This window comes from Gluconobacter japonicus (genome assembly GCF_015244665.1).
GTDB lineage: Bacteria > Pseudomonadota > Alphaproteobacteria > Acetobacterales > Acetobacteraceae > Gluconobacter > Gluconobacter japonicus.
Map to the genome: position 1 here is coordinate 609,686 of NZ_JABCQN010000001.1, position 13,843 is coordinate 623,528.

The 13,843-nt window shown below is 57.3% G+C and carries 12 protein-coding genes; 9 read left to right on the top strand and 3 right to left on the bottom strand.

The annotated features are described in order from the left end of the window. Positions 1–9: 9 nt before the first annotated feature. Positions 10–750, top strand: coding sequence for an META domain-containing protein (locus HKD32_RS02830; protein ID WP_061931545.1), 741 nt, complete (start codon positions 10–12; stop codon positions 748–750). Between the two features lie 365 nt (positions 751–1,115). Continuing rightward, positions 1,116–1,505 (top strand): helix-turn-helix domain-containing protein, encoded by a 390-nt coding sequence (locus HKD32_RS02835; protein ID WP_010502708.1) that lies wholly within the window; start codon positions 1,116–1,118, stop codon positions 1,503–1,505. Between the two features lie 68 nt (positions 1,506–1,573). On the opposite strand, the gene HKD32_RS02840 is transcribed toward HKD32_RS02835, so the two are convergent. After that, positions 1,574–4,039, bottom strand: a complete 2,466-nt coding sequence (locus tag HKD32_RS02840) for a helicase-related protein (RefSeq protein ID WP_194257483.1) — start codon at positions 4,037–4,039, stop codon at positions 1,574–1,576. A gap of 135 nt (positions 4,040–4,174) precedes the next feature. On the opposite strand from HKD32_RS02840, the gene HKD32_RS02845 reads away from it, so the two are divergent. The 3 genes from HKD32_RS02845 (at position 4,175) to HKD32_RS02855 (ending at position 8,605) form a co-directional block, all read left to right on the top strand. Beyond that, a complete protein-coding gene (locus HKD32_RS02845) occupies positions 4,175–5,062 on the top strand; it encodes a ferredoxin--NADP reductase (protein ID WP_194257484.1) in 888 nt (295 codons plus the stop codon). Between the two features lie 27 nt (positions 5,063–5,089). Beyond that, entirely contained in the window at positions 5,090–6,490 is a 1,401-nt protein-coding gene (gene gorA, locus HKD32_RS02850) for a glutathione-disulfide reductase (RefSeq protein WP_194257485.1), read from the top strand. A 75-nt stretch (positions 6,491–6,565) separates the two neighbouring features. After that, positions 6,566–8,605 carry an FUSC family protein gene (locus HKD32_RS02855; RefSeq protein WP_061931549.1) on the top strand — a complete coding sequence of 680 codons (2,040 nt, stop codon included), beginning with the start codon at positions 6,566–6,568 and terminating at the stop codon, positions 8,603–8,605. 15 nt (positions 8,606–8,620) lie between these two features. Here HKD32_RS02855 and HKD32_RS02860 read toward each other — a convergent pair whose 3' ends face one another. Together HKD32_RS02860 and HKD32_RS02865 are read right to left on the bottom strand one after the other, a co-directional pair. Continuing rightward, a complete protein-coding gene (locus tag HKD32_RS02860) occupies positions 8,621–9,442 on the bottom strand; it encodes an alpha/beta fold hydrolase (protein WP_061931551.1) in 822 nt (273 codons plus the stop codon). A gap of 85 nt (positions 9,443–9,527) precedes the next feature. Beyond that, on the bottom strand, positions 9,528–9,983 hold the full coding sequence (locus HKD32_RS02865) for a hypothetical protein (RefSeq protein WP_026017498.1): 456 nt from the start codon (positions 9,981–9,983) through the stop codon (positions 9,528–9,530). On the opposite strand from HKD32_RS02865, the gene alkB reads away from it, so the two are divergent. The 4 genes from alkB to HKD32_RS02885 are packed head-to-tail and all read left to right on the top strand — an operon-like array spanning position 9,934 to position 13,819. Next, positions 9,934–10,734: a DNA oxidative demethylase AlkB gene (gene alkB / locus HKD32_RS02870; protein ID WP_228118711.1), complete on the top strand. Its 801-nt coding sequence runs from the start codon at positions 9,934–9,936 to the stop codon at positions 10,732–10,734. The two genes, HKD32_RS02865 and alkB, sit on opposite strands and share 50 nt — an antisense overlap. 48 nt (positions 10,735–10,782) lie before the next feature. Continuing rightward, positions 10,783–12,177, top strand: a complete 1,395-nt coding sequence (locus HKD32_RS02875; RefSeq protein WP_010502725.1) for a class II 3-deoxy-7-phosphoheptulonate synthase — start codon at positions 10,783–10,785, stop codon at positions 12,175–12,177. After that, positions 12,174–13,364, top strand: coding sequence for a nicotinate phosphoribosyltransferase (locus tag HKD32_RS02880; protein ID WP_010502727.1), 1,191 nt, complete (start codon positions 12,174–12,176; stop codon positions 13,362–13,364). The genes HKD32_RS02875 and HKD32_RS02880 overlap by 4 nt, the downstream gene beginning before the upstream one ends. Beyond that, positions 13,361–13,819 carry a hypothetical protein gene (locus HKD32_RS02885; protein ID WP_061931555.1) on the top strand — a complete coding sequence of 153 codons (459 nt, stop codon included), beginning with the start codon at positions 13,361–13,363 and terminating at the stop codon, positions 13,817–13,819. Before HKD32_RS02880 ends, HKD32_RS02885 begins: the two co-directional genes overlap by 4 nt. Positions 13,820–13,843: the final 24 nt, after the last annotated feature.

The following is a 13,843-nucleotide window of genomic DNA, read 5'->3' on the forward strand; positions in this document are numbered from 1 at the left end:
ATTTCTGACATGATGACACGCCGTTCTGCTTTGTCTGTTCTGGCTGGGAGTGCTTTTGCTCTCACGGCTTGTGCGGAGGCCCTGAAACCGCTCAGTGGAACGGTCACATATCGCGAGAGAATGACACTCCCTGCAGGTGCGGTTCTTGTCGTCAGGCTGGAGGATGTGTCTCTCGCGGATGCCCCGGCAAAGATTTTGGCGGAAAGCACTCAGAGCATTCAGGGGACACCGCCTCTTTCATACATTCTGCATGTGCCGGTACTTGAAAGCAGTCGGCGTTATAATCTGCATGCTGAGATCCGTGTCGGCGAACAGCTCCTTTTCACGACTGAGGACGCTCATTCTCCAAGTGAACCTGACATCGTGGTTACAAGGGTCGCAGCGCCCGCAAATGACTTTCCTTACGGCAGTTGGGCTGTTCACGCTCTGAACGGAGAAGTGATCCCTGAGGCAGTTCGGGCCCCTACATTGACGCTGGCGCGTGATGGTCATGTCTTTGGAAGCGGCGGATGTAACAGACTGATGGGACAAGCCGTCCTTGCAGGAAACCGTCTGAAATTTCAGCCTTTTGCAATGACAAGAATGGCTTGTATCGGTTCGGGCATGAAAACCGAGAATGCATTTGTAAAAGCGTTGGATGCAGTGCGCTTTTGGTCTCTGGATCAGAAAGGAAGCCTGATTTTTCAATCTGAAAATATGAAGCCGTTGATAGTCCTGCGCTCTGAAGATATTTCAGAAAAACAGAAATAAAATATCCGAATATTGGAAATATTCTTTTTTGTATTTTAGCTAAGGTAAAATTATCTGTCAGTTTATTATAAACTTCGCGTTGAAATAAAAATTATTTGCAAAACCTCTACGTTTTTACGATAGCACCCTGATTGTTCGTGTTTTTTCTGGTCTTGAGAGCGTGTCTTTTAAAGGCTGAAAGGGGCATGGAACCTGAAGTGTTGTGAAGTCGTGGCGTCAACGACCAAGAGGTAAAGCCGATGGGCTTGGTTGGTAAAGTCGCCATGATTATTTAAGGGTGAGCTTGGGGCGTGTGATGTCTGGCTGCATTATCCGCAGGCTCTTTTCAGGGTGGGGCAGATATTGAACGTAGGGTGGATGAAGGAATGAGTGACGTAACGGACGATACCGCGAAGACACGGATTTCGCCGGGTCTGGAACTGGGGCGACGCATTCGTCTGCTGCGGGAAATGGCTGGCCTCAACCAGCAGCAACTCGCCAATAAGGTCGGGATTTCACGTTCTGCTGTGGCGTTTTGGGAAACTGGGCGTTCAGGCCATGTTGGCAAGCATCTTGGTGCGCTTGCTGAAGCGCTGGGAGTAGATGCCGAAGTTCTGCTCACCGGAATGGCCTATAAGGAAATTCAGGAAACGCTGACGCCGGACGAAAGCATGTTCCTGAACCTGTATCGTCAGCTTAGTCCCCTGATCAAACTTCAGGCGCAGAAATGGGTTGAACGTCGGGTTCGTCAGGCTGAGGAGGACGCGGAGGGCTGAAAAAGCTGTCCCTGTCTGTTTTTTCAGAAAAGAGAAAGCCCCTCCCGTTAGAATGGGAGGGGCTTTTTTTAGCTTCGTTTCCGTGGGCCAGAGGGTTTCCCACGCTTTTTGAAGCCCTCCTTGAAGGGGGGCTTGCCAGATTTGCCAGCGAAGGGCCGATCCCTTCGTTCTTTGGGCTTGAAGTTGCCGCGTTGCTGCTTCTGGCTTTCGCGCATCCGGCTCTGGGTGCGGAGAACCTGTTCGATCCAGTCATTCAGAATGGACGTATTGATTTCTGCGTTTTGTTGCGCCGGATAGGCCTCTGGAAAACGCAGAGCCAGCCAGCGCCATGCGACGAGACGCTTGTGGCGTTTTTCAGCGCGTTCGAGTTCTTCGCGACCTGCCTGTTCCGGATGGGGCAGACGACCGGTGCCTGGGGGAGGGACGGGGCGACCCGCGGCATGGTCAGCAGCCCAGGACACCAGACGCTGGATGCCATTGTCCCGCTCATCAATCGGACACATGGCATAGGTCCAGCGAGTGGTCAGATCCAGACCTTCCACGCCTTCCAGTGCTGCCGCAATCTCAAGAGACTGCTCCATGTCCGCCAGACGGTAATTGGGATCATCCGGGCGTAGAACCGCGCGTTTGATACGGGTCAGAACACCGTAAAGGCTATCGCTGCCAATTTCTTCGGCAACGGCTCGAACGATGTCGGAATCCGGCTGAACCAGAGGGCGTAGTTCCGTGACCGGCTCCGGTGGGGCCGCCAGCATCTGTCGCACAAACGCAGGGCTTCCGGATTCTGCTAGAACACAGACCAGACCTTCTTCGTGCTTGCCGAAACGTCCGGCCCGGCCACCAATCTGTTTGACTTCCTGCGAGATGAGATCGCGTGTCTGGCGTCCGTCAAACTTCCTGAGAGCGCTGAAAACGACGCGACGAATGGAGAGGTTAAGGCCCATCCCGATGGCATCGGTGGCGATCAGAATATCCGCGTCGCCGCTGTTGAAGCGGGCGGCTTCCGCGCGGCGGACTTCGGGGCTGAGAGCGCCATAAACCACCGCAACCCGTCGCCCGCGCGCCATGAGTTCGGCGCGCATGTCCAGCACTTCGCGGCGTGAGAACGCAATGACCGCATCGCCAGCTGTGAGTTCGCTGAGATGAAGTGTGCCGCCCGCCTTGAGGGGGCTTTTGCGTTCGAGGTGGATTTCGTCTACCGGGTCGTCGCAAAGTTCGGCAATGCGTTTGACCAGCGGGATGCAGTCGGCGGCCCCCAGAATAAACACATGGCGTGCTGGAACGCCCATAATGGCGGCGGTCCATGCTGCGCCACGATCGGGGTCCGCCAGCATCTGGGCTTCGTCGATGATGGCGACGTCCACAGGCTTGTGGAACGGGCACATTTCAACCGTCGCCGCCAGATGGCGTGCGCCCGGCATCTCGATGCGCTCTTCACCAGTAGCAAGGGATGCAGGGACGCCACGATTAAGGAGGGCTTCCCGGAATTCGTGCGCCAGAAGACGAAGGGGCGCGAGGGCCAGACCGCTTTCCGCGTTGGCGAGGGCGTTCAGCGCTGTATAGGACTTCCCCGAGTTGGTTGGTCCCGTAACGAGTGTGATGCGGCGCTTGAGGGAACGTGCTGTCCGGAAATGAGCGGCAAACCGGTCCAGCGCGGCAACGCGGGCGATGGCGGCATTACCGACTTTGGTGCCACGTTCCAGAACTTCTGGTCGGGCCGGTGTTGTTCCGCGCCATTCGGGAAGGCGCGCCCGCAGCTTCTTCAGTTCGTCCGGATCGAAGAAGAACAGTTCGATCCCGTCATCACGCGTTTCGCGCTTGGCGATAGGGAGACGGTTTTCGGCAACCCAGCGCAGGGCTTCACGCCGTGAGCAATGGAGAATGCCTGGGACCTCATCGAAGCTGACAAGATTGGCTTCCCATTCCTTCAGACGCTCGAGTTCGCGCTCCCGACGGCGCTCGGCACGGGCCTGAATGTCAGCCTGTTCACGGGCGCGACGCTCTTCGGCCAGACGAAGGTCGTCCTCGAAGCCCAGATCAACGCTGCCGAAAGCGCCTGCAATGCTGCGGGACAGCTTTTCAAGCTGACCGCCTGAAAGAATCAGCCCGGCATCCGCCAGATCAGCCCGGACTTCTTCCAGAACGCTGCGTGGCGAGTCTCCAAGATCCTGCCAACGCGAAACCAGAACATCGTCCAGCGTCAGACGCAGAGCCGCAATGTCGGCACGGGGATCGTGCGTGCGGGCAGCGGCTTCCTGTGTGTCGGCTTTCGTGACCCAGACTTCGCCGGCGCGACGGGCCACATTCATGAGCTGGGAGGCCCATGTTTTGCGGCGCACAATACACAACGCGTCGATCAGGGCTTCAGGAGGGAGGGTCGCCTCGTTCCCCTCAAGCCGACGCGCCACCTGCCGCAAAAGGGCGGGTCGCTCACGCGGAGTAATATCCAACGGCGTTCCGAAGTCGGCTTCAGCCTGATTCAGGGCGCGTTCGGCGGGGGAGAGAGGGGCGTCGCTCACGGAGTCGTCTGTCATGAAAAGACTTTTGCGTCATTCAGCTATCAGGTTCAACGCAGATGGGTTTTCCGAAATGTGATGATTGCGCTAAAAGGTCCGGCTCTTATCAGTCCGAGACCTTTTATCCGCGCCACACCGGAGACAGAAACCGATATGTCCACACCGAGTTTTGCCGCCCCGACTCCTGAGATCGACGAGCCCCTGACGGGCCTGGCACCGTATGAAGGCCATCCGAAACAGTACCGTCTGGCCGAGCCAAGCAAGGAATACGCTCATCTGTATCCTGCAAAGGTTTTGACCGTTCATCACTGGACGGATCGTCTTTTCAGCTTCACGACAACGCGCGATCCGGGCCTTCGGTTTGAGAACGGCCAGTTCGCGATGATTGGCATCGAGGTCGAGGGCAAGCCGCTTCTGCGTGCGTACTCCATTGCCTCAGCCAATTATGAAGATCACATGGAATTCCTTTCCATCGCTGTGCCGGATGGTCCGCTGACCTCCCGTCTGCGTCATGTGAAGGTTGGGGATACGGTTCTGATCGGTCGCAAGCCGGTAGGGACGCTGCTGCTCGACAACCTGAAGCCGGGCCGCAACCTGTACTTCCTGTCCACGGGCACGGGCCTTGCGCCGTTCATGAGCCTCATCAAGGACCCGGAAGCCTACGAGCGCTATGAAAATGTGATCCTCAGCCACACGGTCCGTATTTCGGGCGAACTGGCTTATGAGAACCACATCCGTCATGAACTGCCACAGCATGAATTCCTGGGTGAATTCGTTGCCGAGAAGCTGAAGTACTACCCGGCTGTGACGCGTGAAGATTATGCCGTCACGGATCGCATCACAAAGCTGATCGAAAGCGGCAAGATCTTCGAGGATCTGGGTATCGACAAGCTCGACCCCGAGCATGACCGCGTCATGATCTGCGGTTCGCCGGAAATGCTTGCGGATACGGAAGCACTGCTTGAGCGTATGGGCTTTGAGGAAGGCAACATGAGCCGTCAGGGTTCTTATGTTGTCGAGAAGGCGTTCGCAGAGCGCTGAGACCAGAGGCACGGAAGGCCGGGATTTATGCAGGAATTCGATCTTTTCGTCATCGGAGCCGGGTCGGGTGGGGTACGTTGTGCGCGTATCGCTGCTCAGAACGGCGCGCGCGTCGCGATTGCGGAGCGTCGTCACTGGGGCGGAACCTGCGTCAATCTCGGCTGCGTGCCGAAGAAGCTGATGGTCTACGCGGCGGAATATGGCCGCGAGATCGACGATGCCCGCGCCTATGGGTGGGACGTGACGCCAGGGCCGCATGACTGGCGCACGCTGATTGATGCCAAGGACCGCGAGATTGAGCGCCTGAACGGCATTTACGTCTCAATGCTGAAGAAAGCTGGCGTTGAGCTGTTCACGGGCGATGCGCGCTTTGTGGACGCAAATACGGTTGAAATCGGCCCGTCTGAGCTTGCCCCGGATGCCACGGTTCAAACCGTTCGCGCGAAGAACATCGTCATTGCGACGGGTGGTGCACCGACGCGCCTCGATATTCCCGGCGCAGAGCATGCGATTGTTTCGGATGATGCGTTTCATCTGGAGAACCGGCCCGAGCGCGTTGCCATTATTGGCAGCGGTTATATCGGGATTGAATTTGCAGGGATTTTCGCGGGCCTCGGCTCGCAGGTGGACTTCGTTTACCGTCAGGACCTGCCACTGCGCGGGTTTGACGAGGAAATGCGTCGCCATATCGCAGAACTGGTGCCTCTGAACGGCATCACATCCCATCCGGGCAGCACGCCGGAACGGATTGAGAAGACTCCTGAAGGGTATCGCCTCCACCTGAAGGGTGGAAAGGTCATCGAAACCGACTGCGTCTTCATGGCGACAGGACGGCACCCAAACCTGACATCCCTGCGGCTGGATCTGGCCGGGGTTGAGGTCACGGATGGTCGTATTGTCACGCGTATTGAAGATGCCAAGACGAATGTTCCGGGCATTTATGCCATCGGGGACGTGACCGATACCTATAATCTGACGCCGACCGCTATTGCCGAAGGTCATCTTCTGGCGGAGCGTCTGTTCGGTGAAACGGGCCGTGAATGGTCTTTTGCCACGACGCCAAAAGCCGTGTTCTTCAGCCAGCCGCTCGCTTCGGTGGGTCTGACGGAAGAAGAGGCTGCTGAATACCATACGCTTGATATTTACACCTCGTCTTTCACGCCGATGCGCCAGTCGTTGTCCGGCCGTAAGGGCAAGGCGTTTATGAAGCTGGTTGTGGATTCAAAAAGTCAGGTCGTGCTGGGTGCGCACATGATTGGCCCGGATTCACCGGAAATCATCCAAGGGCTGGCCATTGCCGTCACAGCAGGTCTGACCAAGCGTGATCTGGACCGCACGATCGGTCTTCACCCTACAAGTGCGGAGGAGTTCGTGACCATGCGGACGCCAACGCGCCATGTTCCTCCTTCTTCCGACAAACAGAACTGATACTCCGATGGTTCATGACGATCCTTTGCCGCCCCTGAAGATCATGAGCCATCACATAACAGAGCAGGTGCAGGCGTGAAACTCGGTTGGCTGTTTGCGCCGTCCATCACGTCTGTGATGTTTGCCCTGCGCACGACGATTGCTGCTTTGCTGGCACTTGCGATTGCTCTGTGGATGGAGCTTGGTGAACCGCAATGGGCGGCAATGACGGTCTGGATCGTTGCACAGAACTCGCGCGGCGAAAGTATTTCCAAAGGGCGCTGGCGGCTTGTCGGCACAGTTGTCGGCATGATTACTGCCATCGCCTTGATGGGGATGTTCCCGCAGTATCCTTGGCTCTTCCTGCCAGCGCTGGCGATCTGGGTCGGGCTTTGTGCCGGCCTCGCCACGCTGACGCATAACTTCCGGGGGTATGCACTCGTTCTGGCGGGCTATACCTGCACGATTATCGCGCTTGGTGCCGTTAAAGAGCCAGACAATGTGTTCAATATTGCCATGGCTCGCGGGACATATATTTTTCTCGGCGTAATCTGTGAGATGGTTATGGGAATGGTATTCGTTCCCAATGTGGCGGATCGGGCTCGGGAAGAGCTGCGCAAACGCCTTCAGGCCATTCTTACCAAAGCCAGCGCGGCTCTGACGGATGTTCTGAACCAGAAGCCGAACGCCACGGATACGCTTTGTGCGCTGATGGGGTCGCTTCAAGCGTCCAGTGATCAGATCGAGTTCTCTCGCATCGAAATTCGCAGTCAGGGCAATGAAGTCGAACATGCCTATGTGACGCTGGGTCTTGTAGCGCGTGTGCTGTCACGCGGGCTTGGTCTCAAGACGCGTATGACCTCTGTGTCTCATATTCCGGAAGCGCTTCTTCCGTTCTTGCGGGATATGGGGGTGGCGATTGAAGGGCTGCCCGCACGTCTGGAGAGCGATCGACGCGGTATTGCGGCTCTTGTTCAGACCGAGGCGCTGCTGGCGGAATGTCGAGGGCGGATGCAGGCCGTCCTTCCAAAGGACGATGAGGACTCTCTGAATGAAGGAATCATCCTGACGGGTGTGGAGGTCATGATTTCGGATCTCTGTGAAACGTTGAGATCCTATCGTGCCAGTGTGGACGGCGCACCGATTTCTGAGCGTCACCGCCTCACACGCAATACGGACTGGCGAGCAGCCGTCCGAAACGGGGTGCGGACCATGGCTGCGCTTCTTTTTGGCGCGTATGTCTGGGAAGTAACGGCTTGGCCGCAGGGCAGCGTCTTCCTGACCTTTATTGCGGTGGTCTGTGCCCGGTTTGCGACTTTTGAAAATACCGTTTTGCTCAGCGCGGCGTTTTTCTATGGAGCCGTTTTTGCGGCGTTGGCCAGCATTATTCCCGTGTTTGTCGTGATGCCAGTTACAGCCAGTTATGTGTTTTTCTGTCTGACAGTCGGCTTCTTCATGATGCTTGGCGGCCTTGCGACCCGTAATCCGGCCACGGCTGTTATGGCCGCGTCTTACGGAACGTTCTTCCCCTTCCTGCTAGGCATGGACAATCAGGGACGTATGGATGAGCTGTCCTGGCTCAATACAACAATTGCGCTTCTGTTGGGTCTTGGGGCCGGTGTGGTGATCTTCCGGGCTGTTCTGCCGTTTACGCCGCGTCGGGCGGCGGAAGTTCTGCGTTATCAGCTCAAGCGCAGTCTGCGGCGGCTGGCGCTGCCGGGTGTTGTGATGGACGAATATGTCTGGATCAATGACGGTACGCAGAGCATGGAGCGTGCGGTTCGCTTTGCTGGATCTCTGGAGAGTGACCGTGCGGAAGAAATGCTGCGCGGCACCCTGTCTGTCATGACCGTAGGGCGAAACGTGCTGATGTTGCGAAAGCTGGCCCAGCATGGAAGCCTGCCGGATACGGCGGTGGTCGCTGTGGATGGACTGATCCGGAACCTGCTACGCCGCAAGCTGCCGCTGACCCACACGGCAGCGACTATCGAGCCGACACTCGCAGAACTTTATGCGCTGGAGCGGGAGTCACAGGACACATCCATCCGGCATGACCTCGTTCTCGCCATTGGGTCCCTGCTGATTGTGCAATCGGAACTGCCAACCAGCAGGGCATTCCTCAGAGCGACGACCTGAAGCAGGTCGTGCTGTTCAGGACGCGAGGAACTTCAGAAGATCCTCGTTGACCTGTTCCGCGTGGGTCAGGAACAGACCGTGCGGAGCACCATCATATTCCAGGAAGACTGATCCCGGGATCAGATCTGCTGCGCGGCGTCCAGCGATATCAGCTGGAACGGCGCTGTCGGCAGTGCCGTGGATGATGAGTGTTGGAATAGTGAACGCCTGAAGGTCACTGCGGAAATCTGTTTTTCCCCATGCATCCACGCAGTCGAGGGTTGCCATCGGGCTTGCCATGCTGGCCAGCGTGAAGGACCAGTCGAGCACGCCTTCGCTGACCGGATGATGCAGCATGCTCATGCCATAAAAGCCGGGGAGGAAGCTTTTCAGGAACGCAAAACGGTCCTGCCGGATTTCCTGCTTGATTCCGTCGAACACGGAGATATCGACGCCGTCCGGATTGTCGCCGGTTTTCAGCAGGAACGGAACGATGGATGCCAGAAGCACGGCTTTGGAAATTCTGGCGCGGCCATGGCGGCTCAGATAACGGGCGACTTCACCGCCACCCATCGAGAAACCGACAAGTGTTGCGTCCCAGAGGTCGAGCTGTTCCAGAATGACGGCCAGATCGTCTGCCAGAACGTCATAGTTGTAGCAGTTGATGGGGTGGCCTGAGAGACCGAAGCCGCGACGGTCATAGGTAATGACACGATACCCGGCTTCAACAAGGGCGAGGGTCTGTTTTTCCCACATATCCCCCGTTAGTGGCCAGCCATGAATGAGAACAACGGGGCGGCCTGCGCCCATATCCTTCACATGAAGTCTGGTTCCGTCAGTCGCAGTAATATAGGGCATGGGTTCTGCTCCTCATATGATCTGGCTGGATGATACCAGCCGCATCCTGAAGAGCAGAACCCCGCTGTGTCGGATTGGTTGCGTCTTACCAGCCGTTGCCGCGAGGGGCCGTCCAGCCGTTTCCGGTCGCATCGCCCAACTGCCCGGACTGGGTGTTGTTGCTGCCTTGATAGGCTGAGCCGAACTTGGACAGATTGGCGCCTGTTACGCTGTCACGCTCAACGCCAGCTTCATGATCCGGATCAGGGCCATGCTCGAATTCAGTGCTTGGGGCATCCTGATATCCGGGCGGGAGAGAACGATGGCCACGGGCACGGAAATGCTCGCCGCCATTGGTTTTCTGCTGCGTGGATGGAGCCTGTGCCTGCGTGCTGTTCTGTTGAGGGGCGGCATCGTATGGCTGACCAAATGTCGTGGTCTGAGCCTGAGCTACCCCGCCCAGCAGGGCGGTTGCCAGCAGAGCGTGGCAGAAGAAGCGGGAAAAGGGCAGCATGGAGTCTGGTCCTGAACCAATCATGGAAATCAACGGCCCCATCACCATATGGGAAGCAGAACCGCATACTCTCTTTTATAATCGGCCCGGTTGGGCTGCGGTTCAAGAGTTCTTTTCCCGGATCAGGGAAGCGGGGGATGATATGGAGGATCTCTTTGCGACGCTGAGATGTCGTACCGACATTGCGGAGGGGGCGGTGCTTCTTCCCGGTTTTGCCATATCTTGTGCAGAGCAACTGCTGGAAAGTATCCGGCATCTTGCTCTTGAAACGCCCTTTCGGACCATGAAAACGCCGGGCGGCCGGACCTTGTCTGTTGCGACAACCAGTTGTGGGGACTGTGGCTGGTATACGGATCAGAGGGGATATCGATATGTTCGGACAGATCCGTTAACCGGGAAGCCATGGCCCCAAATGCCAGATATGTTTTTTGAACTGGCCTGTGCCGCAGCAAAAGAGGCTGGCTACCCGGATTTTTCTCCATCTTCATGTCTGATCAACCGCTATAAGTCCGGAGCAAAGATGGGGCTGCATCAGGATCGGGATGAGGATGATCTGTCCTCCCCCATCGTTTCGGTCTCTCTAGGGGTTCCGGCCCGCTTTGCGTTTGGTGGTTTATTAAGGACGGACCCGGTGCAACGGCATGATCTCTTCCATGGAGATGTGGTCGTGTGGGGAGGCATCTCCCGCCTTGCCTGGCATGGGGTTTCGCCCATACGCGAAACATTCCATCCGCAGACAGGTGCCATGCGTTACAATCTGACTTTTCGCGCTATCAACGCGGCGCTTTTTCAGCCATAAACAGCGCCCCGCAATTCTGTTCACTTACTGACCCCCGGAGGGCATTCAATGCACCCCTCGACCAAGACCCAGACGTCCGACAACACGATGTCATGGTCTCCTGCAAGCTGGCGTTCCCGTCCGATCGTCCAGGCTCCGTCTTATGAAGACGAAGCTGCGCTTGCCGCTGTCGAGGCGCGTCTGCATCGATATCCACCGCTGGTTTTTGCGGGGGAAGCCCGCCGTCTGAAGACGCGTCTGGCCGCAGCCTCCCGTGGAGAGGCCTTTGTGCTTCAGGGCGGCGCCTGCGCTGAGAGCTTTGACGAGTTCACGGCCGATATCGTCCGCGATACGTTCCGTGTGCTGCTTCAGATGGCCGTGGTTCTGACATTCGCGGCCAAGGTGCCGGTCGTGAAGATTGGGCGTATGGCAGGTCAGTACGCCAAGCCGCGTTCATCCAACACGGAAACGATCGATGGTGTGACGCTGCCGTGCTACCGCGGTGACATCATCAATGGTCCGGAATTCACGGCAGACGCCCGTATTCCTAACCCGGCCCGTATGGAGACCGGATACTTCCAGTCGGCTGGCGTGATGAACCTGCTGCGCGCTTTCGCAAATGGCGGTTATGCAAACCTGCATCAGGTTCATAGCTGGAACCTCGGCTTTGTTGAGCGTTCCCCGCTGGCGGCGCGCTATCGGGATCTGGCTCATCGCATTGATGAGACGCTGTCCTTCATGCGGGCCTGTGGTTTTGACGCGGCTGCGTCCCAGATTGATGAGACAGAGTTCTACACCTCTCATGAGGCGCTTCTGCTGCCATATGAGCAGGCTCTGACCCGCATCGACAGCACCAGCGGTGACTACTACGACTGCTCTGCGCACTTCCTGTGGATTGGGGATCGCACCCGTCAGCCGGACGGCGCTCATGTAGAGTTCCTGCGCGGCGTTCAGAACCCGATCGGCATCAAGGTTGGTCCGACGACCACGGTTGAGGATCTGGAAAAGCTGCTCGAAATCCTGAACCCGAATGACGAGGCAGGTCGTATCACGCTGATCTCGCGTATGGGTAAGGACAAGGTGCGCGAGCATCTGCCGCCGCTTCTGGATGCCGTTATCAAGACGGGCCGTACGGTCACATGGCTGTGTGACCCGATGCATGGCAACACGACGACGACGTCCAGCAAGGTCAAGACGCGTTCCTTCGAAAGCATTCTCGGAGAAGTCCTTGGTTTCTTCGATGTTTTCGAGGCTGCAGGCCGTCGTCCCGGCGGTATTCACCTTGAAATGACGGGTCAGGACGTCACCGAATGCATTGGTGGCGCGCAGTGTCTGACGGAGGCCGATCTGGGAGATCGGTATGAAACATTCTGTGATCCGCGTCTAAATGCGGAACAGTCGCTTGAAATGGCGTTCCTTCTTGCTCATGAACTGACAGGACGACGAGCAGGAAAGCAGGAATGAACTCTTCCGTTTCTCAACGTGCACTAAACCAGTCCAGCGGCGTCCTTGGCCCGCTGGATCGGAAAACAATAGAATCCCGGACGGACGCGTATTTCGCGCGAACCCGACAGATCGTTGAACATTTCGGGGACTCACAGGTCACCTATGCAGTGTTCATCCGGCGTCCGGTGATTGCGGCTTGTGGCATTGCCGTCACCTGGCTTCGCAACGTCGCCCAAGAGCAGGGCTTCGATCTTCACATCCGCGAGGTATATGAAGAAGGGCAATGGATTGGAGCCGGTGAGCCCATCCTTTACCTGACCGGCCCTTTCAGCTGCCTCGCTCCTCTGGAAACACTCTTGCTTCAGCGTCTTGGGGCGTGCTGCGTGGCGGCACATAATGCCTATCAGATGTCCATGGCGCTCCCGGATGTTGCATTTCTGGCTATGGAAGCACGCCACTGTGCCGGTTTCGAAATGCAGGAGCAGATGGGCTATGCGGCGGCCGTCGGATCTCAGGCCGCCCAGAAAGAAGGGGCTCGCGGGTTCATTGGGAATGCCAATGACGCGACGTCGGGTTTCTTCGGGCAGGATCATGGGCTTGGCACAATGCCTCATGCTCTGATTGGGTATGCGGGTTCGACCCTGCGCGCTGCTGAAATGTATGTGGATGTTTATCCGGATGATCCGCTGACAATTCTGGTAGATTATTTCGGACAGGAAGTGACGGACGCTCTGGAAGTCTGCCGGCGGTTTCCGGAAAAAGCGGCAGCCGGTCAGTTGAGTGTTCGTCTGGATACGCATGGTGGTCGCTTCCTTGAGGGGCTGGACCCCCAGTCTTCCTATGCCGTACTGGAACGCTACACACCGGGTACGATCCGCCGTTATCGCTCGGATGCGGAATTGCGTGATCTGGTCGGGACGGGGGTTTCGGCCGCTGCCATCTGGCGCATGCGGGAAGCACTGAATGAGGCTGGTTTTCCGAAGGTGAAAATCACGGTGTCTTCAGGGTTCAATGCGTCCAAATGCACCACGATGCGGGATGCTCATGCGCCGATTGATGTGGTTGGAAGTGGTTCTTTTATTCCGGATCGCTGGTCCGAGACCTATGCAACAGCGGACATCGTGGCTTATGACGGCACGCTTCGCGTCAAGGTTGGGCGTGAATTTCTGCTGAACAAGGCACGAGCCGAACAGGGGGCCTCATGAGCGACGAACCGGAAAACACCGAAGCCGAGACCGCAGGACAGGCCCAGTCCTGGAATGTCCGGATTATTGATCTGTCCGGTGCATCCGAGGATGACACTGTTGAAGTCGTGAAAGACTTTATGGATCTGATGCACGCGAATGCCTATGCCCGCGCCTATGTGCGGGATAGCATTGAGCGTTGCCGGGTTCCGGGTGCGACGAGCAAGGAAGTTCTGGAAAGCTGGTTTGCGTTCGGTGAGAATGCCGAAGTGGTGGATGCTGGGGAAGATGGCTGGAAATCTTCCACGGAACTGGAAGATTTTGCCGCCAATCCGGCAACGGATATGGAGCGCGACTGGCGTGCCATTGATCCACGCCGGCTGGTGGATGACGATGAAATCGCCGGGCCGCCAGATGTTGATGACGAAGACGATGATGAGGATGACGAAGACGCTCACGAAGTTATTCGTCACTAAAAAGGATCGCCCCTGCAATCGCAG

Bases quoted from the DNA above. Each gene is read 5' to 3' on its own strand.
- HKD32_RS02830 (WP_061931545.1), top strand. From the start codon at position 10: ATGATGACACGCCGTTCTGCTTTGTCTGTTCTGGCTGGGAGTGCTTTT.
- HKD32_RS02835 (WP_010502708.1), top strand. From the start codon at position 1,116: ATGAGTGACGTAACGGACGATACCGCGAAGACACGGATTTCGCCGGGT.
- HKD32_RS02840 (WP_194257483.1), bottom strand. From the start codon at position 4,039: ATGACAGACGACTCCGTGAGCGACGCCCCTCTCTCCCCCGCCGAACGC.
- HKD32_RS02845 (WP_194257484.1), top strand. From the start codon at position 4,175: ATGTCCACACCGAGTTTTGCCGCCCCGACTCCTGAGATCGACGAGCCC.
- gorA (WP_194257485.1), top strand. From the start codon at position 5,090: ATGCAGGAATTCGATCTTTTCGTCATCGGAGCCGGGTCGGGTGGGGTA.
- HKD32_RS02860 (WP_061931551.1), bottom strand. From the start codon at position 9,442: ATGCCCTATATTACTGCGACTGACGGAACCAGACTTCATGTGAAGGAT.
- alkB (WP_228118711.1), top strand. From the start codon at position 9,934: ATGGAGTCTGGTCCTGAACCAATCATGGAAATCAACGGCCCCATCACC.
- HKD32_RS02865 (WP_026017498.1), bottom strand. From the start codon at position 9,983: ATGGTGATGGGGCCGTTGATTTCCATGATTGGTTCAGGACCAGACTCC.
- HKD32_RS02875 (WP_010502725.1), top strand. From the start codon at position 10,783: ATGCACCCCTCGACCAAGACCCAGACGTCCGACAACACGATGTCATGG.
- HKD32_RS02880 (WP_010502727.1), top strand. From the start codon at position 12,174: ATGAACTCTTCCGTTTCTCAACGTGCACTAAACCAGTCCAGCGGCGTC.
- HKD32_RS02885 (WP_061931555.1), top strand. From the start codon at position 13,361: ATGAGCGACGAACCGGAAAACACCGAAGCCGAGACCGCAGGACAGGCC.